At 40.4% G+C, this 25,510-nt stretch carries 21 protein-coding genes, 2 pseudogenes and 1 riboswitch; of the genes and pseudogenes, 12 read left to right on the top strand and 11 right to left on the bottom strand.

Annotation, left to right across the window (positions count from 1 at the left end; genetic code table 11):
• Positions 1-7: 7 nt before the first annotated feature.
• A complete protein-coding gene (locus KFZ58_RS12105; protein WP_235791558.1) occupies positions 8-343 on the bottom strand; it encodes a hypothetical protein in 336 nt (111 codons plus the stop codon).
• An 805-nt stretch (positions 344-1,148) separates the two neighbouring features.
• On the opposite strand from KFZ58_RS12105, the gene KFZ58_RS12100 reads away from it, so the two are divergent.
• A complete protein-coding gene (locus KFZ58_RS12100; protein ID WP_235791557.1) occupies positions 1,149-1,412 on the top strand; it encodes a phosphocarrier protein HPr in 264 nt (87 codons plus the stop codon).
• A gap of 127 nt (positions 1,413-1,539) precedes the next feature.
• Here the strand turns inward: KFZ58_RS12100 and iscB are convergent, their stop codons facing one another.
• A complete protein-coding gene (gene iscB, locus KFZ58_RS12095) occupies positions 1,540-2,814 on the bottom strand; it encodes an RNA-guided endonuclease IscB (RefSeq protein WP_235791556.1) in 1,275 nt (424 codons plus the stop codon).
• A gap of 265 nt (positions 2,815-3,079) precedes the next feature.
• Positions 3,080-3,472, bottom strand: a complete 393-nt coding sequence (kapB, locus tag KFZ58_RS12090; protein ID WP_235791555.1) for a kinase-associated lipoprotein KapB — start codon at positions 3,470-3,472, stop codon at positions 3,080-3,082.
• A gap of 124 nt (positions 3,473-3,596) precedes the next feature.
• Between kapB and KFZ58_RS12085 the strand changes: the two genes are divergently transcribed.
• Positions 3,597-3,794: a hypothetical protein gene (locus KFZ58_RS12085; RefSeq protein ID WP_235791554.1), complete on the top strand. Its 198-nt coding sequence runs from the start codon at positions 3,597-3,599 to the stop codon at positions 3,792-3,794.
• Between the two features lie 250 nt (positions 3,795-4,044).
• Complete coding sequence (locus tag KFZ58_RS12080) at positions 4,045-4,596, top strand: superoxide dismutase family protein (RefSeq protein WP_370642504.1); 552 nt, start codon at positions 4,045-4,047, stop codon at positions 4,594-4,596.
• A gap of 61 nt (positions 4,597-4,657) precedes the next feature.
• On the opposite strand, the gene KFZ58_RS12075 is transcribed toward KFZ58_RS12080, so the two are convergent.
• From KFZ58_RS12075 to KFZ58_RS12055, 5 genes are all read right to left on the bottom strand, one after another.
• Entirely contained in the window at positions 4,658-5,824 is a 1,167-nt protein-coding gene (locus tag KFZ58_RS12075; protein ID WP_235791553.1) for a MalY/PatB family protein, read from the bottom strand.
• 196 nt (positions 5,825-6,020) lie between these two features.
• Positions 6,021-7,367 (bottom strand): glucose-6-phosphate isomerase, encoded by a 1,347-nt coding sequence (locus KFZ58_RS12070; protein ID WP_235791552.1) that lies wholly within the window; start codon positions 7,365-7,367, stop codon positions 6,021-6,023.
• 107 nt (positions 7,368-7,474) lie between these two features.
• On the bottom strand, positions 7,475-7,840 hold the full coding sequence (yugI, locus tag KFZ58_RS12065; RefSeq protein WP_235791551.1) for a S1 domain-containing post-transcriptional regulator GSP13: 366 nt from the start codon (positions 7,838-7,840) through the stop codon (positions 7,475-7,477).
• Positions 7,841-7,930: 90 nt separating this feature from the next.
• Complete coding sequence (locus tag KFZ58_RS12060) at positions 7,931-8,986, bottom strand: potassium channel family protein (protein WP_370642271.1); 1,056 nt, start codon at positions 8,984-8,986, stop codon at positions 7,931-7,933.
• 36 nt (positions 8,987-9,022) lie between these two features.
• Positions 9,023-9,577, bottom strand: a complete 555-nt coding sequence (locus KFZ58_RS12055; RefSeq protein WP_235791549.1) for a thioredoxin family protein — start codon at positions 9,575-9,577, stop codon at positions 9,023-9,025.
• Between the two features lie 129 nt (positions 9,578-9,706).
• Here KFZ58_RS12055 and KFZ58_RS12050 point away from each other — a divergent pair, with 129 nt between their 5' ends.
• The 3 genes from KFZ58_RS12050 to KFZ58_RS12040 all read left to right on the top strand — a co-directional run bounded on the left by KFZ58_RS12050 (position 9,707) and on the right by KFZ58_RS12040 (position 16,796).
• On the top strand, positions 9,707-10,765 hold the full coding sequence (locus KFZ58_RS12050) for a M20/M25/M40 family metallo-hydrolase (RefSeq protein WP_235791548.1): 1,059 nt from the start codon (positions 9,707-9,709) through the stop codon (positions 10,763-10,765).
• Between the two features lie 669 nt (positions 10,766-11,434).
• Positions 11,435-15,769, top strand: a complete 4,335-nt coding sequence (locus KFZ58_RS12045) for a S8 family serine peptidase (protein WP_235794737.1) — start codon at positions 11,435-11,437, stop codon at positions 15,767-15,769.
• Between the two features lie 130 nt (positions 15,770-15,899).
• A riboswitch (FMN riboswitch) is annotated at positions 15,900-16,047 on the top strand.
• Between the two features lie 164 nt (positions 16,048-16,211).
• Positions 16,212-16,796: an ECF transporter S component gene (locus KFZ58_RS12040; protein WP_235791547.1), complete on the top strand. Its 585-nt coding sequence runs from the start codon at positions 16,212-16,214 to the stop codon at positions 16,794-16,796.
• A 370-nt stretch (positions 16,797-17,166) separates the two neighbouring features.
• Here KFZ58_RS12040 and KFZ58_RS12035 read toward each other — a convergent pair whose 3' ends face one another.
• The 3 genes from KFZ58_RS12035 to KFZ58_RS12025 are packed head-to-tail and all read right to left on the bottom strand — an operon-like array spanning position 17,167 to position 18,884.
• Positions 17,167-17,529: a TraR/DksA C4-type zinc finger protein gene (locus tag KFZ58_RS12035; RefSeq protein ID WP_235791546.1), complete on the bottom strand. Its 363-nt coding sequence runs from the start codon at positions 17,527-17,529 to the stop codon at positions 17,167-17,169.
• 15 nt (positions 17,530-17,544) lie between these two features.
• Entirely contained in the window at positions 17,545-17,931 is a 387-nt protein-coding gene (locus KFZ58_RS12030) for a hotdog fold thioesterase (RefSeq protein WP_235791545.1), read from the bottom strand.
• 17 nt (positions 17,932-17,948) lie between these two features.
• Positions 17,949-18,884 (bottom strand): 1,4-dihydroxy-2-naphthoate polyprenyltransferase, encoded by a 936-nt coding sequence (locus KFZ58_RS12025; protein WP_235791544.1) that lies wholly within the window; start codon positions 18,882-18,884, stop codon positions 17,949-17,951.
• Between the two features lie 166 nt (positions 18,885-19,050).
• On the opposite strand from KFZ58_RS12025, the gene KFZ58_RS12020 reads away from it, so the two are divergent.
• From KFZ58_RS12020 to KFZ58_RS19370, 6 genes and pseudogenes are all read left to right on the top strand, one after another.
• Entirely contained in the window at positions 19,051-20,439 is a 1,389-nt protein-coding gene (locus KFZ58_RS12020; protein ID WP_235791543.1) for an isochorismate synthase, read from the top strand.
• 2 nt (positions 20,440-20,441) lie between these two features.
• Positions 20,442-22,180: pseudogene (gene menD, locus KFZ58_RS12015) on the top strand (2-succinyl-5-enolpyruvyl-6-hydroxy-3-cyclohexene-1-carboxylic-acid synthase).
• A 4-nt stretch (positions 22,181-22,184) separates the two neighbouring features.
• Complete coding sequence (gene menH, locus KFZ58_RS12010; RefSeq protein ID WP_235791542.1) at positions 22,185-22,994, top strand: 2-succinyl-6-hydroxy-2,4-cyclohexadiene-1-carboxylate synthase; 810 nt, start codon at positions 22,185-22,187, stop codon at positions 22,992-22,994.
• 24 nt (positions 22,995-23,018) lie between these two features.
• A complete protein-coding gene (gene menB / locus KFZ58_RS12005; RefSeq protein WP_235791541.1) occupies positions 23,019-23,837 on the top strand; it encodes a 1,4-dihydroxy-2-naphthoyl-CoA synthase in 819 nt (272 codons plus the stop codon).
• A gap of 65 nt (positions 23,838-23,902) precedes the next feature.
• Positions 23,903-24,882 (top strand): annotated as a pseudogene (locus tag KFZ58_RS12000) (AMP-binding protein); the annotation flags it as partial.
• 39 nt (positions 24,883-24,921) lie between these two features.
• Entirely contained in the window at positions 24,922-25,374 is a 453-nt protein-coding gene (locus KFZ58_RS19370) for an AMP-binding enzyme (protein WP_370642503.1), read from the top strand.
• The last annotated feature ends 136 nt before the right edge of the window (positions 25,375-25,510 follow it).

Raw genomic sequence — 25,510 nt, 5'->3', positions numbered from 1 at the left:
AGAAGCATTATACGGATGGAGCGGAGCAATTTGCCCTATCAACCTTTCTAATAGAATCAGAATTGACGAGTTTTTCATTAAACCATACTGTCTTGTGATCCCATTGTTTGGTTATTTTTACTTCACATTGTTCTTTACCAGAGGATTTCGAAGGTCCCTGAGTAATTTTCTCCACTTGGCTAATCGTTTTGGCATCCTTGTACCTTGCTTCGAAACTAAACACAACTTTATTGGGCATGATGCTATAAATGTTTGGGCTCACATTCATACTTACCATCGTGTAAACTAATTCATCATCCAAATTATTCATTTTATCACGTATTTCTGCAATTAAATGTAGCAAATAATGCTGGTTCTCTGTCTGTAAACGACCCTACTGCTATAACAAAGAGCGTAGCAAATCAAAGGCATGTAGCCCTTATCAGTTTATATTGCTATCTTGTGTATACTAGAGGTAAAAAGTTACATACTAAACACACATTGTCTGTTTTATCACGTATGAACGGCTATAATACCCTCACCTCTATACATAGATCTACCAAGAAATGATTAGAAAGGTGAAGTCTCCCCAAATAAAGGTACACCTGCTGGGATGTATCAAATTATCTCCATATTGAAATGTCAGAAGGGGATTCACTGCTTATTGCTATTCCTGCGGGTGAATTCACGTTTGCTACTAAAAACGACCAATCGTTCTGATAAGTAGGAGGAATTGGTATTACTCCGTTAATGAGCATGATCAATACATTGGTTGAAAACAGAAGATCGTCGGTATTTTGAACGTTTTAGCCCCATTAGCACGATTGAATAAGCTAGAATTAAAAACAATAATAAAGGATGAACCAGGTTTATGGAAGGGGAAGGAATTGAAAAATCACTACGTTGCGAGAAATTGAGTCAATGCGAAAAGAACAAAAGAACTAAAAAAAGATGATAGAAGACAAGTAGAAGGGTAATTAACTTCCATAAGTATAAGAACCTCTATACAAAAGCGATTTCACAGGAATCCTTTTAACAAATTATATGTTTTTAATAGGTTTTTGTTTCAAAACCGTGTATTTTTGTATATAATGAAGAAGGTTCAATATTTCACTTATATAGTGGATAGTACTTATAATAAGAAAATTGATTTGAAAGGATGTAAGAACATGCAGGAAAAAACATTTACAATTACAGCTGAAACTGGGGTACATGCACGCCCAGCTACTTTGCTGGTAAATAAAGCAGGACAATTTCAGTCAGATGTTGAGGTTTCCTATAATGATAAAAAGGTCAACCTTAAATCAATCATGGGTGTTATGTCACTGGGAATCCCTAAAGGGGCAGAAATCACAATTACGACAAACGGCAGTGACGAAGAAGAAGCTATCCAAGGTGTAGAAGAAGTTTTAAAAGAACATTTAGGTGAATAAACGAATTAAAAAAACGCTCAGAAAAAATCTGAGCGTTTTTAACAGCTCTCCGAAAGAAGTCTCCCACCTCCAGGAACGTGAAGGGCGATAGCCTAGTGAGTAGGTGGGAGATGAATTTCGGTTGGCGTTAGCCAAATGCTTTGTACTCCAATTGCCAATTGTTGCGATGACCGATTCGTGTTAGCTTTTTGAGACTTACCTGTTTATAGGATTTGTTTGGTATGGTAATATAATCGCCGTCAATTGTTTTGACATAAGCACCACTTGCTCCTGTAAACCCCGTTATGTAGCCTGTTTTCCCATATAATATCACTCTATCATTCAGATAAAATCCACCCGAGGACTTCTTATTCTTCTCATTTCTTTTGCTGGTGACATTTTTCGTTTTCCGCCCTTTTCTTGCGGTTGCCTCTTGTAACGATCGTTTCTTTTTTCGGAACTGCTTGATTTGGAAAACAATTTGCGTGTCATTTTTGATGGCGGAAATTCCACTGATAGCTACCGCATCATTGGCATGTGTCTTTTCTAAACCCAAAACTTTTCGTTTCGGTGTGGTTATAGACCCATACGTTATTTTTGCATCAGTGTATCGAGCATTCACTCGCCTGCGGAATGTATTCATAAACGGGCCTTCTTTGTACTGGGGCAGTTTCTTTCCTTCTACCATCCATTTCCAAAAAATATTACCCTTTTGATGATTTTCATGGGTATGGCAGTCTGTGCAAACGGAAATTAAATTATCCGCTCGGTTGGAACCGCCATGAGAACGGTATATCATGTGATGCGTGTTCAAAATCTTGTATTTCTTTTTGCATACCTGGCATGTATACTGATCTCTTGCGAATACAAAGTAGCGAACATCGTGATAGCCATATAGTTGACCTTGCTGGTAAGCAACACCTTGTATTTCCGGATCGATCATTTTTTGCACGTCAAATTTACCAACTTCTATCGTTAACTTAGAGTCTGGTACAAGTGCGCAATATTTCTCAATCCAAAAGAAGGTATTTTCTATACGGCTCTGAATGCTAGGCGGCAACCATCCTTCTGGTCGTCTGCGATTTTGAAATTTGGGCTTGCGGTAACGTGTTTTTCGGTTTCTTCTGGAACGCCTGTAGGTTCTCCTGGTGTCAAGATTGGTCTTGACATCCTGTCGAAGTTCTACTTCCCCTTTGGCAAGTACCTTATCTTCACTAGTAATGGCAATGCCGGCATGTTTTGCGCCCAGGTCTACCCCGATATTTACATCTTGTTTGTATCCACTACTTCCATACAATAATTGAATCGTAAATGGATTGTAAGATTTGATAAGAGCTTTCTTTTCTTTCAGCAGTATTCTTGCTTTTCTGGGTTTACATGGCATCAATGGTTGTCCATGCTTATTGATTACGAACACGAGCACAACGTGTTCCTCCTCTCAGAGTGGTTACCCTTCGCCAATGTTGGTAAGGCTTTGCTAAAGTTAGCCAAATTCAGGTTGACCGTTCCTACCCATCAGAACTATTACAGTGCCTGCACAGGGCAACGGACTAGGGTATCATCCAAGGGTGTGATAACCAAACCAACGTAGTCAGTAAATACTTAGGCTAGACAACAAGGGCTCTTTTAAGCCCCCACTTCAATCAGATCGAAAGGTTGATAAGTGGTGGGTTGTTGACGTCAATTCGCTAGTAATAACTTTTCTCATAATATTTCTCTTCCAGTCCTTCTAATGTACGCAATGCTTTTTCATTGAATGCTGTATCTTCTGCTTTAAGCTTTTCTTTATAGTTATCTACAGCTTGCTTAAGAGATTCATTGTACGGGGGAATTGTTTCATCAAATGGACGTACTGCTGGTTTCTTTACGTTCATTTTTTCATGGTGTGCTAATGCTTTTCGTTCATGGAAAAATACGCCTTCCACCTCGCCGGGGTTATGCAGATCTCCTTGTATAGGGTGTTTATCAACTGCAAGTACTTCGATTAAATAGCGCTCCCCGCGATCTTCTTTCACTTCCCCTATGTAAGTGCCTGAATTGTAATGTGCGCGTACAGTGGTACCAATAGCTACATCTGCCATAATTTCATCCTCCTCCTTCTTTTCATTGTCCCAAAAGTGTAACGAATTAGCGAACATTTTACATTACTGGTTTTGTAAAAATAGAAACTTTGCTATAATTGATGGTAGAAGGAAGTGAGCGCTTATGATGGAATTCTTGTATTTCCCAGAAGACAAAACGGAATACATTCCAGCGATTATAGTGCTGGTTATTTTTATGTTATTAGCTTTAGGAACAATGTATCTAATATATAAAAAATCCAAAAAAGAAGAACGATTATTTAATGAGAAATATGGGCAAAATAAGTCTGATAAAAATGATGATAACGCCTCGAACGATTAAATTATCTAAAAAATGCAGGAGGGCCCCTCGTTGATGAGTGGGTCCTTTCATGATTTTATATAGGATGAGAAGTGCTAGTTTTTCTAATGTTTATCCAGCAGCATATTTGTGGATACTTATTAGAAAAGCATTCAAAAGGAGAAAGTACATGCATTTATTTTTTCGCAGTAAAAACATATTTTCTTTCTGCAAAGGTACGGGCTTTGGAAATTGCTTAAAGTCCTTGCGATTGCCAAGTCTTCTAATTATCATGATTCTTTTCCTGGCTTCATGTCAAAGTGATGATCGATCGTCAAGAACGGTGGAAATGCACAATGCTTCGGGTGATATGATTGGTACTGCTACATTATCCGAACAGTCGGATGGTGTACAGGTGGAATTGAGTTTAGAAGGACTGGAACCAGGATTTCACGGGATCCATGTCCATGAAAATCCAACCTGTGAAGCTCCCGATTTCGAAAGTGCTGGAAATCATTTTAATCCAGAGGGCAACGAGCATGGACTTATGCATCCGGAAGGCTCCCACTTAGGGGATTTACCCAATATTGAAGCAGATGGAGGCGGTCTTGTCGAAGTAGAATTAATGCTGGCCAGTGCAACGCTTGTAGATGGACAGATGTCCATATTAAGAGGAGAAGGGACCTCATTGGTTATTCATCAAGGGCAAGATGACGGCGTGAGTCAACCGGGAGGGAATGCAGGGGCCCGGATTGCTTGTGGTGAAATAAAAACAGAAGAGGAAGCAGATTCAGGAGAACAACCGACAGACCCTACCCAATTTAATGAAGACCAAGAGGGGTAATAAATTGATAAAAGCCATGCGCTTAAAAAACGTATGGCTATTATTATCAACATAAGAATCTCTATTTGTTATTCACCGCATCTATGATTCGCTTCACGCCTTCTTCCACAGTAGCTTTCGGACAGGCAATATTCATTCGCATAAAGTTTCCGCCATCTTCGCCATAAGAGGCCCCTGTGTTAAGACCCACTTTGGCTTTTTCGATCATAAATTTATTAAGGTCGTTTTTGTCCAAATTCAATGTACTGCAATCAATCCATAATAGATAAGTGCCCTCAGACCGGATAACTTTCAGGTCTGTATATTCCTCCAGCATTTCTGTAACATATTCCTGGTTGGCTTTTATAACGGTCATTAATTCCTCAAGCCATGCTTCTCCATGTACATATGCTGCTTCAAGGGCTGTATTCCCCATTGTATTTAACATACCGTGACCCTGCTTACTTAGAAGTTCATTAAAGGTAACTCTTTTATCTTTACTCGTAGTAATAACGTATGAAGCCTGTAAGCCGGCTAAATTAAATGTCTTGGATGGTGCCATGCAGGTAATTGTTTGATCCGCGATTTCCTCAGAAAGGGAAGCTATTGGAATATGACGCTCACCTGGGTAAATGAGATCTGCGTGGATTTCATCAGATAAAATCAGTACGTCATATTTGAGGCATAACCTAGCCATTTCTTTCAGCTCTTCCCGCTTCCATACACGTCCAATCGGATTATGTGGTGAACATAAAATAAATGCTTTTACACCTTGTTTTAATTTCTCCTCAAAATCAGTAAAGTCAATGGTATAATAGTCATTTTCCAGTACAAGTGGATTTTTAACAACTTCTCTATTATGTTGCTCAATCACACTGTAAAACGGCGTATATACAGGTGTTTGAATGATTATTTTATCATTTGGCTCTGTAAAAGCTTGAATAGCCAAATGGAGGCTTGTGACGACACCTGGACTAAAGGATAGCCATTCTTTATCAATTGTCCAGTTATGACGTTTTTTAACCCAGTTAATAATAGAATCTGTTACATCATCATCAATAACGGTATAGCCATAAATCCCGTGCTTAGCGCGTTTCACTAATGCATCATTTACTGCTTCAGGTGCCCTGAAGTCCATATCGGCTACCCACATTGGTAAAACATCATCTGTTTGAAAAACGGGCTTTAACATATCCCATTTAACGGAACGTGTATTTTTTCGATCATGTAATTCATCAAATATACTCATAAAAAAACCTCCTACGATTTCATAACCCCTATTATAACAAACAAACGAAAAAGATATATAGGAAGCGTTTTGGACAAAAAAAAAGCAAAGCGTAAAAACGCCTTGCCTACAGGGGGAATACGAGAAAGTCTTACATTCATTATTATACCCCACAGATAAATTTATAAACACATTTTGGAAATTTTTTTTCAAACTTTTACAGTCGTTTCTCGAGTGTCTCTTTCTCTTCCTCAAATCCAGGTTTGCCAAGTAATGCAAACATATTCTTCTTATATGCTTCGACACCAGGTTGATCAAATGGATTTACACCAAGCAGATAACCACTGATCGCACAGGCTTTTTCAAAGAAATAAACCATATAGCCGAATGTATAAGCATCAATTTCTGGTACTTCAACAACTAAGTTAGGAACATCGCCGTCCGTATGTGCGAGTAGCGTACCCTGGAATGCTTTATCATTAATTTCATGTATCGTTTTTCCTGCTAAATAATTAAGCCCGTCCGAATTATTTTCTTCTGCCTTGAGTGTCATTTCTTTGTTGGCTTTTCCAACATGAAGAACGGTCTCAAAAATATTTCGACGGCCTTCTTGTACATATTGACCCAGTGAATGGAGATCGGTTGTGAAATTGGCAGAAGACGGATAAATTCCTTTTTGATCTTTACCTTCACTTTCACCAAATAATTGTTTCCACCACTCAGCAAAATAACTCAAGCTAGGCTCGTAATTAATGAGCATTTCTGTTACTTTCCCTTTATTGTATAAAATATTTCTTACGGCTGCGTATTGGTAAGCAGGATTTTTTGCAAGTTCCGGTTCAGCGAAGTCATTCATGGCTGCCTTTGCTCCTTGCATCATATCATCAATGGAAATACCATTTACTGCTATAGGTAATAGACCTACTGCTGTTAATACAGAATAACGTCCACCGACATCATCAGGGATGACAAACGTTTCATAGCCTGCTTGATCTGCACTTGTTTTTAGCGCACCTTTTTCCTTATCTGTTGTTGCGTAAATACGATTTTTTGCTTCTTCGGTTCCGTATTTTTCTTCCAGGTACTTTTTGAAAATACGAAAAGCTACTGCGGGCTCTGTGGTTGTCCCGCTTTTTGAAATAACGTTGATCGAAACATCTTTATCTTTTAATACATCAAATAAGTCATACATGTAGGTGGAACTTAAATGATGGCCAACAAAAATAATTTGTGGCGCTTTTCGTTCTTCTTTGGCTAATAGATCTTGAAACGAATGGCTTAGCATATCAAGTGCAGCTCGGGCACCTAAATAGGATCCGCCAATACCGATAACGAGCAGAACATCCGAATCTTGTCTGATTTTCTCAGCGCTTGCTTTAATCCGAGCGTATTCTTCTTTATCATAGTTCTCAGGTAAATCCATCCATCCTAAAAAGTCATTACCTGCTCCTGTTTGATTATGTAACGCATTATGGGCAGTTTGTACAAAACTATCCAAGCTATTTAATTCTTCCTTATTAAAAAAACCTAATGCTTTGTCATAGTTAAATGAAACATGTGTCACCTTAGTTACCTCCTTGAAGTTTTTTACAATTTAACTTTACCCAAGTGACTACTTAAAATCAAGAAAAAGAGGTACACGCAAGTAGCACCCTGCATATACCTCATGTATTATTTCTTGGACTGTTTAATCCATTCCTCGAGTTTATCTTTTAATGTGTTGAAGCCAGCTTCTTCACTATCTTGTTGTTTATCGGTGCTGCTTTTTGGGGGTTTTGCCGGTTTTGCTGGTGCTTCTTCTGTAGCCCGAATAGATAATGAAAATTTATTATTTTCTTCATCTACGTTTAAGACCTTAACTTTCACTTCATCTCCAACTGTTAGATAATCATTAATATCTTTAACAAATCCATGTGTTACCTCGGAAATATGAACTAAACCTTGAACTTCCTCATCTAAAGCAACAAACGCACCATATGGTTGTATGCCTGTAACTTTTCCTTCAACGATTTGGCCTGTCTCAAATTTGTTCGTCATGCGGAACAACTCCTATATCTATATTCATTTCTTTTTACACAATAAAATATTTTATCACAAACCTTTTGTTGAAGCAAAAATTATTAGTTGTTACCAGGCAGTAATAGTTATTAGAATATCACCCTCCTCAAGAATGAAATCTGCTTTTGGATTTATATGCCATTCTTCATCTCGTATCAGTCCAAGCAAGAGTTGATTTTCTTGCAATAAAAAGGTTGAAGATTGCAGGAATGATTTGTCCATGAGCGATTCAGGAAGTTTTATATGACTGAATTGCTGGTTTTTTAATACCTGTAGAACAGTATCAAACGGCATCGCATCTTCTGCACTTGAAAGCTCATGATAAAGTAATGCACTCATAAAGTCATTTGATTTAATAATTGTCGATGCCCCCGCACGCAGAGCATTTTCAATCTGTATTTTTGATAATATTTCGGCAATGATCGGAATTTCTTTGTTATTCCCCCGAACGGCTACAGTGGTTAATATTGTATTGTTATCTGATTGGCGTTCGTTTTGATTGATATCAGCTGTTATTACCACGCGTTTTGCTTGTTCAATGTTCGCTTGCTTTAACGTCTGGTCCTCTGTCGGGTCCCCATGAATGAAATGGACGGGATAATGTTGGAATGCCAGATGGTTCAATGAACGGTCAATGAGAACGATACGAACATCTGGATCATTATCTATCGTGATATCAAGCAATTGTCTCGTTCGTTCATTCCATCCGATAAAAATAAGGTGGCCGCTACTTTTAAAAATAACTTTACCGCTTTCCAAATCCTGTTCATGTTTAATCGAAACGGAAGCAAAAGAAGTAATGTAGAAGGCGATTAATCCGCCGCCTGTGAGGATTAATAGGATAGCGACAATTTTACCGGGAATCGTGAGGGGAACAAAATCCCCGTAACCTACTGTAGCTGCTGTAACAAAGGCCCACCATATTCCATCAAAGATAGTAGGGAACTGTTCTGGCTCTACAAGGTAGATGATAAAACCAAAGATAATCATCAATAGGAGAATCGTTATTAATAGCCTGATGGTAATAGGAAGCCGGTAATAGACATTTTTAAATAGTTTTATACTCATCCTGCTCACCCCCTCATGTCTCATTAGTATGGACAAAGGGTTTAGCAGACTATACAAAAAGGCTGACGCAAAATGCGTCAACCCCCGCGTTAGTTAGCTATTTTGTAAAGTTTGTTTGATACTAGCATATACATCATCCCAGAAATCAGTATTGTCCCGGAATGATTTTGTCATAAATACAAGCATTTCTTTCAATTTTTCCTTGTAATCTTCGGCATCTTTGGCGGGCAGTGATTGGCGTGCGTCGTCACTAAATTGCTGGACCTTATCAGCGCGAGGGCCCCATTTTGCCACTTCATTTCCGTGTTCATCAATAAATATGAAAATAGGAATCGAACGTGATTTGCCATTTGTTAGGTATTGATCCATTAATTCCAGATTTTGATCACGAAGCAGCATCCGCACATCTATATCGGATTTTTCCGCAAGTCGAAGTAAGACCGGGGTATTCATCATCGCATCACCACACCAATCCTCTGTTAAAACGATAGCACGGAGATTTTTAGCTTTTATTTCCTTAAAAAATGCCTCATCATTTGGTAAGGTGAAATTATCGTAAACATGCAGGAGGTTTTCCTTATGCTCTTTCATGGATTCAATATATGTATCAGGTGACATTGCTTTTTCATACCATTGATTTAAGTCCATTATTAACCGCTCCTTTTTTCACTTGTTAAATTTAATTCTACCCATTTGCATACGCATCGTAAACAAATGTGCTCTTAACATAAAAATTTGCTATGATGGTACTAACGTTTTACGCGAAGGAGGAATAACATGAAAAGATCAGAACAGGATTTCTTAGTAGAGCTCCTGCAAACGCCATCACCGTCGAGTAATGAAATGGCGATACAAAAGAAATGGATGAATAATGTAAAAAGTTTTGCTGATGAGATAAGAACCGATAATGCCGGTAATGTCATTGGTGTGCTAAACCCGGAGGCCCCTTTTAAAGTATTACTAGCAGGACATAGTGATGAAATCGGACTTGTGATTAACCGTATTGATGAAAATGGGTTTCTGCATTTTGATAAGATGGGCGGAATCAATCCAAAGGCTGCGGTCGGTATGAAAGTAACCGTGCTCGGATACAACAAGACTGTTATAGGTGTTATTGGTGTGAATGCACAGCATCATGGCGGCTTGAAAGATGATTTTAATCTGGAAGATTTATTTATTGATTGTGGGTATAAAACAAAAGATGAAGCAGCGGAACATGTCCAAATTGGCGATCTTGGTGTATATAAAACAGAACCGGAAATCTTGATGGATCGCTACGTGGCAGGGCGTGGTTTAGATAATCGCACAGGTGCGTTTATCGTAGCAGAAGTGTTCAAGCGCTTAGCAGACAAAGGCTGCCAAGTTGGTGTCTATGCTGCAAGCACGGTGAATGAAGAAACAAATATGGGTGGTGCCTATTTTGCCGCTGCAGGTGTTAAACCTACAATGGCTATTGCTGTTGATGTTACATTCGCAACAGATTACCCTGGTGTAAATAAGAACAAACATGGTGATATCCGCCTTGAAGGTGGGCCGGTCTTAGCAAAAGGAGCACCGATCAATAGGAAGATCAATAAACTGCTGGAGAATGCGGCACAAAAATTAAACATGAATGTGCAGTATGAATTAACGCCAAGAATGACAGGGACAGATGCAGATCGCATGCGTTTGACCGGTCAGGGGGTTCCAATATCTCTTGTATCCTTACCATTGCGTTATATGCATTCACCTGTTGAGACAGCAAGCCTGATGGATATTGATGAGGAAATAGAATTGATGGTAACGATGATTTCTGAACTAACAGGAGAAGAAAGTCTGAACCCATTGGAAGATTAATTTGTTACTGAAAGTGAGCCTTATGCCTGGATTCTTTAACCAGGCATGGGGCTTTTTTCTATTTTACGGAGAAATGTCAATATTACAGGAAGTAGGACTTAATAATGGTTATAATATTAAAATATTTCGAAATACATGACAAATGAACCTTAAATTGTAATTTTACATAGATCATACGCACCTATATTTCCATTTCTATGAAAAATTGTTTGTAATAGTTGTGATGTAGCAGGTCTATTTATCCATCTTTTTGTAAAGCAGAAAACCCGTGTTAATAGATTACCTCTCTAAAATGCTTTTGTATCAATCGTTGGCGCTGTATTGAAAAAGTAAATGCTATGAACCTGAGTCAATAACCTATGAAGTAAATCCAGAAATAATAATACTAATCTATCAATTTTGAAAGTTCTATTTTGGATCGACATATTTCGACACCGTTTAACCTTGAAATCTATTATACTTACACCAACAACTCAGATTCTACAAACATCACCACAAACAGCTGTCAAGCAACACTATATTTTTTTACAAAGGGGGCGGGGAGTTTTATATAGTGTAGTTATTTTCAGCGTGTTTAGGAGACTGTTTTTAAATTGAGGGGAGGAATAGATTTTGAAACATAAGAAAAAACGTCAGGTTAGAGCATTTAGTATTGCTGCATCGTTTCTAATGACTTTTTCTTTAATTGCACCAGGAATTTCGCATGCAGAAGCAAATAGTAAATTACACCAATCTGCAGTCGACTCCCAGAAGGTAACGCAAGCAAAAGTGACTGATCGCCTACAAGAGGAGTTTAGCGAGAACGACAAAACAACATTTTTAATTAAATTTAACGAAAAAACGGATACAGCACAAATAGCTGAAGATGCGAGAGCTAATGCCGATCAAGCGAATCTATCAGCGCAAAACCAAGAGCATATACAGCGATCAGCTGTTGTGTCTGCATTAAAATCAACTTCTCTGACTTCACAGGAAAATGTAAAACAGTATCTGGAACAAGAGGTTGAGAATGGGAATGCTGAAAATATTAATTCTTATTATATTGTAAATGGTATGGCGGTAACTGCTACAAAAGAAGTGGCAGAAAAAGTTGCCGCATTTGCAGAAGTTGAAAAGATTTTACCTAACGAAACACGTGAATTGTTCACAACAGTTACAGAGGATGCGGAAACACCTGAATCTTCCATCGAAAATGTGGAGTGGAATGTAGAACGTGTAGGCGCACCACAAGCTTGGGATATGGGCGCTGATGGTTCAGGTACGGTTGTAGCAAGTATCGATACAGGTGCCCAGTGGGATCATCCAGCTTTGAAAGAAAAATATCGTGGCTATGACGCGCAGACGGATGAAGTCGATCATGATTTCAACTGGTATGATCCTGCTGACGGTGAGACTGAGCCTTATGATCAAAATGGACATGGTACGCACGTAACAGGAACGATGGTAGGAAGTGAACCAGACGGATCCAATCAAGTCGGTGTAGCTCCCGGTGCTCAGTGGATTGCTGTTAAAGCATTTGGAGTGGATGGAACGGCAACTGATGCAGATTTATTAGCAGCAGCAGAATGGATTTTAGCACCAACGGATTCTGAAGGAAATACGAATGTGGATATGGCGCCAGATGTTGTTAACAACTCATGGGGCGGTGGACCTGGTCTTGATGAATGGTATCGTGACGTTGTCCAGAACTGGAGAGCAGCGGATATTTTCCCGGAATTTTCAGCTGGAAATACAACACTTACCAACCCAGGCGGTCCGGAGTCCGTAGCTGTTCCGGCAAATTACCCTGAATCATTTGCTACTGGAGCAACTGACATTGAAGATGCGCTTGCAGATTTTTCCCTGCGCGGACCTTCCCCGTATGATGAGGTGAAACCTGATATTTCTGCTCCCGGCGTAAATATTCGTTCCACTGTACCCGGAGGCGGGTATGAAGGCGGCTGGAATGGAACGTCAATGGCTGGTCCTGCTGTTGCGGGGGTAGCAGCACTGTTAAAAGATGTGGATGCGAGTTTAACCATTGATGAAATGGAAGAAATTTTAACATCCACTGCTACGACGTTAACGGATGAAGAATATCCGGAGTCTCCAAATAATGGATACGGATATGGATTAGTTAATGCACATGATGCAGTAGCATCTCTAGTAGATGGTCTTGGAACATTGGAAGGACAAGTTACAAAAGAAGGTGACGATACAGAAGCACCTGCTTTTGAACACGAAGCCCCTGCAGAAACATATGCTGGCATGGATTTAGATTTAACCATTCAGGCTAGTGATAACATTAGTGTCGCTTCCGTTGAATTAAACTATCAGGACAATAGTGGGGACTGGCAAACTGTAGAAGCATCCCGAACTTCTGGTGATTTTACAGATGGAGAATATGCTGCAACCATTCCTGGCGAGGGTATCGATGGGGATTCTCTGACCTATTACTGGAAAGTGAATGACTTCGGAAATAATGAAGTAACCAGTGATGAGTACGTTGTAACAGTAGAGCAAGGTATTACAACAGGATATTTCGAGGACTTTGAATCTAGCCCGGCCGGTTGGACTTCATTCGGCGAAAACAATAGTTGGGAATGGGGCGCGCCAACATCCGGACCTGAGGAAGCTGCATCCGGCGAAAATCTGTATGCAACCAATCTGGATGGTCAATATGATAGTAACGCAAATGCAACACTTGTGATGCCGCCAATTGATCTGCCGGAAGGGGATTCATACTTGCAGTTTGAACAATGGCATGATTTAGAAGCCTATGAATCAGGCAATGCGTATGATTTTGGCCATGTTTTTATATCAACGGATCAAGAGGAATGGACACAGCTTACTAGAATGCAAGGTTTAACAGATGGTTGGGAAAGTGCAGAAGTAGACTTATCCGATTATAGTGGCGAGCGAATTTATATTGGTTTCAATTTCACCTCTGACCTTAGTGTCACTAGAGATGGTTGGTATATTGATGATGTAGCGCTATCTGAGGAGCCAGAAAGTGATACTGTATCATTAGGGGTCGCTCCTGGTAACGGCAATTCCATCGGATTACTGAACGGTCATCCGGCCATGAATGCGCTAAAAATGACGAATAATGAACTTGGGGTAGAAAAAGAAAATGATGGTAAAGCGGCCTTGAAAGAGAACGTGAATCCGGCGAGTATTGCACCAGTATTGCCTAAGGAAAATCCACCGGCTGAGGAAGAAGCAGTTAATCCGGCTGTTTTACCTATAGGCGCTCAAGTGAGTGTGCTTGAAACCGGTCGATCCGTAAATACAGATCCAGCAGATGGAACCTATTCCTTACTTCATGCTGCAGGGGAATTCACAGTAAAAGCTGAATCTTATGGATTCCATTCGGATGAACAAGCCGTAACAATTGAGGATGAGGAAACGACTGAGGCGAATTTCACATTAGAAGAAATCGATCAGTATTCCGTAAGTGGAACAGTTACGGATGTGGCAACAGGTGAACCGATAGAAGGTGCTACGGTTCTTGTTGTAGAAGATGCAAACATTGAACCTGTAGAAACGGATGCAGACGGGAATTACGTTCTATCTGCATATGAAGGTACGTACACATTACGTGTTTTAGCAGGCGGTTATCATGCAACAGAGGTTGAAGTTAACCTGGAAGAGGACGCAGAAGCAGATGTTGCACTTGAGCCATTCTACACTGTACCTGGTGGAGAAATAGGATATGATGACGGAACCGCTGAAAATGCACGTGCTTTCTATGATACAGGTAATGGCTGGGCAGTGAAAATGTCCCTGCCGGAGGGTGAAGAATCCGCTGTCGTAACAGATGGTGTATTTAAGTTCTGGGACGCGGAATTCCCTGTCCCTGGTGGCACCGAATTTGCAGTAGAAGTATGGGATGCATCAGGTGCAAATGGACAACCCGGTGAGAAAATTGCCGGTCCAATAGAAGCTGAAGCTATACGTGATGTGAATGAATGGACAGTCGTTGACTTGTCCGAGCACAGCATTACGGTGGATGGAGATTTCTATATGGTGTATATCCAAACACAGCCTAATACAGGAGCTCCTGGGCTAGCAACTGATGAAAGTAGTCCAAATGCCGAGCGCAGCTATCAATTAGTTGGTGGAGCATGGTCACAGTCTCCTGCTATTGAAGGAAACTATATGATCCGTGCTCGTGTCAGTTATGAGGCGGAGGAACCTGTTATTACTTCACCGGCAGAGGACCTTATCACAAATGAAACAGAGCTAACTGTAGAGGGTACCGCTTCTCCTACAACTACCGTTCAATTGTTAAATAACGGAGAAGAAGCTGGAACAGAGGAAGTTGGAGATAATGGTGAATTTGCAATACCAGCAGACTTAATAGAAGGTGAAAATGAACTTACAGCAGTATCCTTACTTGATGGAGCTTCCGTAGGGGAATCTGATCCTGTTACAGTCATGCTGGATACCGAATCACCTGAATTAACGATTGATAATCCGGAAGACGGGGAAAAATCAAATCGGGAAACAGTGACTGTGGAAGGAACTGTTTCAGATGCCAACCTTGATTATGTGGAAGTGAACGGTCAAGCAGCAGATGTTTCGGATGGAAGCTATTCCAAGCGAATTTTGCTGGACAACGGAGAAAACGAAATCGAAGTTGTTGCAACGGATTTAGCAGGAAATAGTCAAACAGAATCTGTTACCATTGACGTGGACTTCACGGCACCTGAAATCGATAACCTAACACCAACGGAAGATGTATATATCAATGCAGGTGAAAGTGTGAATATCGAATTTGATAGTGAGCCAGGGCAAAGAGCTACATTCTTTATCCATATGCCACTAACAAATGAGCGAAGCAGTGTTGCCAATGCAACAGAGCTTCCGATGATGGAAACGTCAGAAGGCCATTACGAAGGATGGTGGACAGGAACAAATATCGAGGCTGAAGGCGCTGTTATTGAAGTGAAAATCGTGGATGACTTTGGTAACGAAACGCGTCAGCAGGCGGAAGGTAAATTATTTATTAATGCTGAGTGAAGATTAGATTATGCAAAATTGAAGGTGTAGAAGTGATGAGCTTCTGCACCTTTTCTTTTTAACCTGAGATAATTTATTTGCAAATGAGGTGAAATCGTGTATAATACAATTAACAATAAAATAATCGATTCCATATCTTCGGGGCAGGGTGAAATTCCCGACCGACGGTGAGGAGCTTATATGAGCTCTAAGTCCGTGACCCACAACGCATTTTGCGGCGTGGTTGACCTGGTGAAACTCCGGGACCGACAGTACAGTCTGGATGGGAGAAGATGTCGAGCCAAATTATAGTGCATGATGCGCTTTAATTTTTCTATGAATAATCTACCACCCTAAAGCCCCATTAGGCTTTAGGGTTTTTATGTGTATTTTTTTATAGGAGAAAGGCTTATCCTTCATCGAACGAGATAGGAATCGATTTAAGATGAAGGAGGAGAAGATGATGCAAACGAAAGGTGAGCAGTCATCAAAGCTTTTAAAACTTATTATTCTAGCATTACTGGGGACCATTTCACTCGTACTGTTTTTCTTGAATTTCCCTTTACCATTTTTACCTGCTTATTTAAAAATTGATTTTAGTGATGTACCAGCATTAATTGCGGGATTCATATTTTCACCAGTGGCTGGTGTTATTGTCGTAGCTATTAAGAATGTTCTTTACTTACTTGTTTCCGGAGCTGGTGATCCGATAGGGGTTGCTGCAAATTTCTTAGCAGGTCTTATGTTTGTTGTACCTGTCTCCATGCTTTATCACAAATTCAAAGGTGTAAAAAGTGTCGTTTCGGGATTGGTAACCGGGACAATTGTTATGGCTGTTGGGATGAGCGTATTAAATTACTTTTTCGTTTTACCGGCATATGCATGGTTCATGGGCTGGGAGATGACAGAACAGGTAAAATGGATATCCGTCATTGCAGGTGTTCTGCCATTTAATATTATAAAAGGCGTTGTTATAGGGTTGCTTTTTGTTCCCTTATTTGTGAAAATGCGAAGTTGGATAGAACAACAGCAAGCGAAGTTGGTATAGGATAAATAGGGTAAAGCTAATCCGTTGAGGGTTGGCTTTATTTTTTTGTAGTGATTCATCCGTATATATATTTTCGGTCGTCATGGACCGGTCATGAGCCGTTCATGGCTACCGTTAAACCGAATGAAATGCCTTCAACGTCGCCATAAGCCGTTGATGACCCCCGTTAACCCGAATAAAATGTGTTCAACGTCGTCATGAACCCTTATAACGACCGTTTATACTTCTTTCTCAGATTTTGGTTGCCAGGGTTCACTCTAGGTTGACGATCATTCTGGCAGCTTTTCTAGGATTTCGGTAATCAAGATCACGAGTTAGTAATCTCACCATAAACAAAGCCCGCCCCCTTTCAAAAGGGGCGGACTCCACATTATTTTTCTTCCTCGACTAGGTTCCGTGCTTCTGGCTGTGCTTCCAAGCGTTCCAGTGGTATTGGTTTTCCTGATTTTTCACTTAAGCCGTACGTGCCGTTTTCAATGCGTTCCAGTGCATCATTGATGTCCTGCAGGCGATCTTCTCGAACGAGGTTGAGTCCCACGTCACGCTGTTGTTCAAATTGTTCTGTACCTATATCTCCCGGATGATTATCATAGTCTGCCAGCTCTTGTGTCTCATCGTTCGGGTTAGTACCTTTATTTGATTCAAGCTTCTCTTCATTTTCTTCTTTCAGTCCTTGTAGGCGTTTTTTGAAATACTTTATTTTTTCATCTGTCAGTTCCTTGTGTTTGGACATACGAATCACCTTTCTTTATTTCCGTCTTGGAACGACTCCTATCGTACATCTTGATACTGATATAAGATACCCAAGTTCATCTATTATTTTTATATCCCATACCATTGTTGTTTTACCTGTATGAAGCGGGGTAGCCTTCGCTGTTACGACACCGTCCCGTTTGCTTTTTATATGATTTGCGTTAATTTCGATGCCGAATATACTTGATTCTTGCGTGTCGACATGTGCATTTGCACCGATGCTGGCAGCGGTCTCTGCGAGGGCTGCACTTGCACCACCATGCAAAAACCCCGCTGGTTGATGTGTTCGCTTATCAACAGGCATACTCAGGACAACCAAATTTTTATCCAGGGATACTACTTCAATTCCGAGTGCTTCTATTAGCGTGTTTTCTAATGTCATTAAAAATGTCTCCTCTGTTAAATAACCGCACTAATTAATAAGGATAGACCAAGTAAAAATCCATAGAATGTATTTGTTTTTCCTGTGGCGGCCATCGCAGGCATCATTTCGAGTGGCTGTGTTTTGCCGCGGAATTTTTTAATTACGTCTATTGCTTTTATAATACTGATAAATGTGATAAGCGACCATAATGGCAGTATTCCTGTTATAATGTAAATTGCTGTTAGAGCATAAGACGTGATAAATAATGCTGCCAGGAAATTAACCGCATTTTTCCTACCAAGTAAAATGGCGATTGTTTTACGGCCGTTTTCTTTGTCACCATCCAGGTCACGGATGTTATTTGATAACATAATACATCCAATGAAGATAGCTACAGGGATGGATACCCAGATAACATTTGCAGTTACTGATTGTGTTTGGATGAAATAACTAATGCCTATAATGACGGTTCCCATTAGAAATCCGGAAAAAAGTTCACCAAACGGTGTGTATGCGATTGGATAAGGTCCTCCTGTATATAAATAACCGATTATCATACATACTAAACCAATGACTGCTACCCACCAGCTGGATGCGATGCATATATAAATGCCAAGTACACCCGCAATACCAAAGAACACGAATGCTAAATTTAATATCTTTTTCGGTTTGATGCCGTCCCGTACAATTGTCCCCCCGATACCGACAGAGTCTTTCGTATCCAGGCCGCGAACAAAGTCATAATATTCATTAAACATATTTGTGGCGGCTTGGATAAGCATGGATGCCACCAACATCGCAAGAAATACGAATATATTTATAGAACCCTCTGTAAAAGCAAGCATGGAACCGACAAAAACCGGGACAAATGAAGCTGTTAATGTATGTGGCCGCATGAGGCGCCACCAAACTTGAAATCCATCTTTTTCATTCAAAGCTTGCTTTACATTTACTTTATCTGTTGATTGCATTGGATGTTTCCCCCTGAAATATATCAATATCATTAATATAAGGAAATTGTTAAAGCGTGTCAATTGTCGAAATGTAGAAAAATAGTCCCTTTCCTTGAGAAACAGACAAAAAGAGAATAAAATAGAGATAAAGTTCGCCATCGTAAGTTTAACGGAGGTTTATCAGATGATTGAAACAAAGGAACAACCAATAGAAGATTTACTAAATAAAGCAATTGAAGAATTGCAATCAAATGAGGATTTTCAACTCGTCAGTGTGACAAAAAAAATAACAGAAACGAATCCGCTTCGTTTTTTTGAAGAGGCTAAGCAGCTTCATAAAAACCGTATTTTCTGGACAAGTACCGAAGATGATTTTTATGTTGTTGGTATTGGCAATGCACATGAAATTACTACAGGCGCTGACTCTCGCTTTGAAGAAACGGAAGCGTTATGGAATAATATATTAGCTAAAGCAATCATTCATAATCCATATAAGCAAGCAGGTACCGGGATTACGGCACTGGGAGGAATGGCATTTGATCCGCAAAAAGAACAAACCGATCTATGGAAAAAATTCAATCCCAGCCAATTTACCGTGCCGGAATTTATGTTAACGAAACATAATAATGCCTATTATTTTACAATCAATGTGAAAGTAACTAGAGAGGACCATCCAGCTCAGCTTGCAACGCAAGTAAATCAAATGGAGTCTGAACTCTTTAGATATACGGCAAATCCTTCTAACCATTTAAATCTAAAAGAAAAAATAGAGATTGAACCAGACAAATGGAAAGAAACTGTCCGGCAGGCAAGAGAAGAAATTCGAGCAAATAAAGCCGATAAAATCGTCCTTGCAAGGGAGATGCGCTTAAAATTCGAAAAGCAAGCAGATATTGCCACCATTTTAGAAAAATTAATGGATAAACAAGCCAACAGTTATATTTTTGCCTTTGAAAAAGGGGCTGATTGCTTCGTTGGCGCAACCCCAGAGCGATTAGTGAAACTTGAAGGGGATCACCTTTTATCGACATGTCTGGCTGGTACTGCACCAAGAGGGAAAACAAAAGAGGAAGATGTAAAAATAAGCCAGGAATTGCTTCATGATGAAAAAAATCGTCAGGAACATGACTTTGTTGTAAGAATGATTAAACAAGCAATGACTCATTATTGCACGAAAGTTGATATACCGGAAGCGCCGGTTATTTACCCACTAAATAATTTACAACATTTGTATACACCGGTAACAGCTCGTCTGAAAAACGGGTATAGCATTTTTGATATTATTAAACAACTTCATCCTACACCTGCACTTGGGGGTACACCGCGCAAGGAATCATTGGCATTTATCAGAGACCATGAGTTACTGGACCGGGGCTGGTACGGCGCGCCTATTGGCTGGTTGGATAGTAATCAAAACGGTGAATTTGCTGTTGCGATCCGTTCCGGGCTTATACAAGGAGATGAAGCCTCATTATTTGCCGGGGGAGGAATTGTCAAAGATTCCAATCTGGAGGCAGAATATGAAGAAACAATGATTAAATTTAAACCAATGCTTTCTGTTCTAGGAGAATAAAGATGAATCATACAGAAGTTTTAACACGCTATACAGCTAATTTTGTAGATGAACTTACCAAAAACCAAGTTACAGACACGGTTATTTCACCGGGATCCAGATCGACACCACTCGCATTAACGTTTGCGGAACATGAACAAATGAAAGAGTGGATCATCCTTGATGAGCGATCAGCCGCCTTCTTTGCGCTAGGCATTGCCAAAGCAACAAAACGTCCGGTTGCGCTTGTATGTACTTCCGGTACAGCGGCTGCTAATTATTTCCCTGCCATTGTAGAAGCGTACTATAGCAGAGTACCCCTAATCGTTCTCACTGCAGATCGGCCCCATGAATTGCGTGATGTCGGTGCACCACAAGCCATTGAACAGATGAAGTTATACGGGGACTATGTGAAATGGTTTAACGAAATGGCGCTGCCTGAGGCTTCCCCGGCCATGCTTGGGTATGTAAGGAGTAAAGCAGCACGATCTGTTTACAAGGCTAAGGAAGGAAACCCCGGTCCTGTCCATTTGAACTTTCCATTTCGGGAACCACTTAGCCCTGATTTTTCATTGGAAAATATTTGGGGAGATCAGAGAGTTCAATCCTATAATCCAACATTTGCCGGTATGAAACGATTGCTAGAAGATGATGTAAATCAACTGCTGGAAAAATTTCAAAGCAAGGAAAAGGGGCTTATTGTTTGCGGTCCGCAAGTGGATGCGAATCTTGCAGAAGCCATTACGAATCTTGCGGAAGCGTGGGGTTTGCCTATTCTTGCAGACCCTTGTCCCAGCTGAGGGCAGGTGAACATGATAAGACGCATATTATTGAAGGATATGATGCAATCTTAAGAAGCGAAACAATTCGCAAACAGCTGAAGCCAGACTTTATACTTCGCTTTGGCGCAATGCCTGTTTCCAAGCCCTATCTTTTCTACGTGAAACAGCATAAGGACGCGATGCAATTCATTGTGGAAAATGATGCAGGGTACAGGGAACCTACAGGTAATGCAACCGAATTTATTTTCGCAGACCCGAACTCGCTATGCGAGGATCTTATCACGAAATCGCCTGTCAGGCATTTTAATAAAGACTGGCTGAAAACTTGGCAGGAAATGAATCATACGGCGAAGAAACACTTGCTGGATGGAATTGAAACGCAGATTACCGAGGGAGAGGCTGTAAGCGGAATGATAGATACTATTCCTGATAACAGCAGCCTATATGTTGGAAACAGCATGGCAGTTAGAGATGTGGATACCTTTTTCATGACAACGGAAAAGAACATTTCTATACTGGCTAATCGGGGTGCTAACGGAATTGATGGAATGGTATCAAGCGGGCTTGGTGCGGCAGCTACCGGGAAACCAACAACATTACTGCTTGGAGACTTATCATTTTTCCATGATATGAATGGCTTACTTGCGGCAAAACATTACAAGCTTAATCTCACCATCCTATTAATCAATAATAACGGGGGTGGAATCTTTTCCTTCTTAGGCCAAGCCAATGATCAAAAGCATTTTGAAGCATTATTTGGTACTCCTGTTGATATCGATTTAGGACAGGCAGTTGCCATGTATGGCGGCACACACACTGTCGCCCGACATAAATCTGAACTAAAAGATGCACTTACAGCAAGCTACGAAAAACTGGGGTTATCTGTCGTTGAGGTGCAAACAGAAAGAACCACAAATGTGGATTGGCACCGCGAGAAATGGCACGCAATTGAGCAAGAACTCCTCATGAAGGGGGAATGACCGATTGTTTTTTTCAATTAATGATGCTTCCTATTGGTATGAAATCCATGGGGAACCCGGCAATCCACCTGTCGTCATGCTGCACGGGTTTACAGGGAGCATGTCCACTTGGGCTGATTTTATTGCAAACTGGAAAGATGAACTACGAATTATTACCATTGATTTACCTGGTCACGGACAGACAAAAACACCATCGCCCAGAACAATGGAAGCATGTTGCGCTGATTTAAGGGCATTATTTCGGTATTTGCAGCTTGAAAAATTTCATTTGCTTGGTTATTCGATGGGTGGCAGAACAGCTTTATCTTTTGCTATTGCCTACCCGGAACTCGTCCAATCGTTAATTCTAGAAAGTGCATCGCCCGGTTTAGACACAAAGCAAGAACGCGATCAGCGAGTGGAGAAAGACGAACAGCTTGCACAAAAAATAGAAAATGAAGGTGTGGCATCCTTTGTTGATTTCTGGGAAAATATCCAACTGTTTCAAACGCAAAAAGCGTTGCCGAAACACGTGCAAGCGGAAATCCGACAAGAACGATTAGCTCAATCAGCACAAGGGCTCACGCAATCGCTTCGACACATGGGAACAGGGTCTCAAGCCTCCAGGTGGAATGAGATGGAACAATTCAGCAAACCGGTTTTATTAATTGCCGGTACATATGATGAAAAATTTTTTGTGATCAATAAAATGATGGAAAAACGCCTTGGTGCAAGTAATTTGGAGATCATCGAAAATGCGGGACATGCAATTCACGTGGAACAACCTAAAATTTTTGGTAAACTGGTAGGGGAATTTATTTTTCAAAACGAATAATTATTACACAAGGAGGATTTATTCATGGCAGTACAATGGGAGCAAGTAAAAGAGTATGAGGAAATTATTTATGAAAAACAGGACGGAATTGCAAAGGTGACGATGAACCGTCCGGAAAAGCGTAATGCATTTACACCACTGACAGTAAATGAAATGATTGATGCTTTTGCTGACGCACGTGACGATTCATCTATTGGTGTCATTATTTTAGCCGGAGCTGGAGATAAAGCATTTTGTTCTGGTGGTGACCAGTCAGTTCGTGGACATGGTGGCTATGTTGGGGAGGATCAGGTTCCTCGTTTAAATGTGCTTGACTTACAACGCTTAATCCGCACCATACCGAAACCTGTTGTAGCAATGGTTTCCGGTTATGCTATCGGCGGCGGACATGTATTGCATGTTGTTTGTGATTTAACAATCGCAGCAGATAATGCCGTATTTGGTCAAACGGGTCCTAAAGTAGGAAGTTTTGATGCAGGGTATGGTGCTGGATTATTGGCACGCATGGTTGGCCATAAACGTGCTCGTGAAATTTGGTACCTCTGCCGTCAATACAGTGCAGAAGAAGCATATGATATGGGATTGGTAAATACAGTTGTTCCACTGGATAAATTAGAAGAAGAGACCTTGCAATGGTGTGAGGAAATGTTGGAAAAATCACCAACTGCACTACGCTTCCTGAAAGCATCGTTCAATGCAGATACGGATGGACTAGCCGGCCTGCAGCAAATGGGTGGAGATGCAACACTTCTTTATTATACAACTGATGAAGCAAAAGAAGGAAGAGACGCTTTTAAAGAAAAAAGAAAACCGGATTTCAAGCAGTTTCCACGCTTTCCGTGATTGATTTTTAAGAAAAAACCTTTGCTCATCGAAGCAAAGGTTTTTATCTGTAGGAGGAATGACAGATGTCGGAAACGATTCCGCACTGGTTAAACAAACAAGCAAATCTCGCACCGAATCAACTAGCAATTGAGACCGTAGATGGAGATGCCATTACCTTTTTGGAACTAAAGGAAAAAAGCCAGAGCTTCGCGAAGAAATTGGCGGGTATAGGAGTAACGAAGGGCTCGCATGTTGGTATTTTTTCCACGAATAATATATCGATGGTTGTTGCTATTCATGCATTAAGCTATCTTGGTGCTGTTTCTGTGATGTTGAATATAAAATTAACGGAAGAGGAATTAAACTATCAACTTAGTGATGGAGAGGTTTCAAGCCTATTAACTAACGATGGTTCCAAAGCAACTGAAATGGGATTCTCTGTCCCTGTGAAGACATTTTCAGAAATAGACAGACTGCCGGAAAGTGAACTCAATCTGCAAGAGGAAATCTATTTGGATGATCCATTTACCATTATTTATACATCAGGAACAACAGGATTTCCAAAAGGGGTTATCCACACCTATGGGAATCACTGGTGGAGTGCCATAGGCTCTGCCTTGAATCTAGGCATAAATGCTAAAGACAAATGGCTGGCTGCGTTGCCCATTTTTCATGTTAGTGGCCTTTCGATTTTCATACGTAGTGTCATATATGGAATGCCTGTTTATTTACTGGAAAAATTTGATGAAAATAACGTTCATGAAGCAATCACTACAAAGGATGTAACGATTGTTTCCGTTGTTACCGTCATGCTACAACGTCTTGTTACACGACTTGGAGAGGATAGCTATCCGTCCTCATTCCGCTGCATGCTTCTCGGAGGGGCCCAGCACCAAAACCACTGCTGGAAGAAGCAAAAGAACGCAATATCCCTGTTTTTCAGTCCTATGGCATGACAGAAACGGCCTCGCAAATTGTAACATTAAGTCCTGAAGATGCTTTACAAAAATTAGGCTCAGCAGGAAAGCCGTTAGTTCCGGCACAATTAAAGATCGATAATAAGGATGACGATCCAGTCGGAGAAATTTATGTAAAAGGGCCGATGGTGACGAGAGGGTATTTTAATAAACAAGAAGCAACTGAGAAAGCACTGTCAAATGGCTGGCTGGCTACAGGAGATCTAGGTTACCTTGATGTGGATGGTTTTTTATATGTAGCTGACCGAAGAAATGACTTAATAATTTCCGGTGGGGAAAATATTTATCCATCTGAAGTGGAAAGTGTACTATCAGGAATGGGGCAAATCAAAGAAGTTGGTGTCGTTGGAAAAAAAGATGATACATGGGGTCAGACCCCCCTGGCGTTTATCGTGAAAAATAGTGCCGTAACTGAAGAAGAGGTCTTCGATTATGCGGCGAAATATTTGGCTAAATATAAAATTCCGAAGCAAATCTATTTTATCGATCAGCTACCAAGAAACGCTTCCAATAAATTGGTTAGGGAAAGTTTGTTGAAGTTGGAAAAAATGGTAAATAGAAAAGAACGCACCAAGTGATCTTCATAAATTTTTGTAAAAACAAACCTCTACAAATCTTCAAGGGGTTTGTTTTTGATACTGATTACGGTAACAAGTATTATCTTTAAATATGTTATAATTTAATTATTAATAAGAATACTTAATTATGCTGAGA

Source organism: Virgibacillus sp. NKC19-16, from assembly GCF_021560035.1.
GTDB lineage: Bacteria > Bacillota > Bacilli > Bacillales > Amphibacillaceae > Virgibacillus_L > Virgibacillus_L salidurans.
This window is presented reverse-complemented; position numbering and strand designations above follow the sequence as displayed.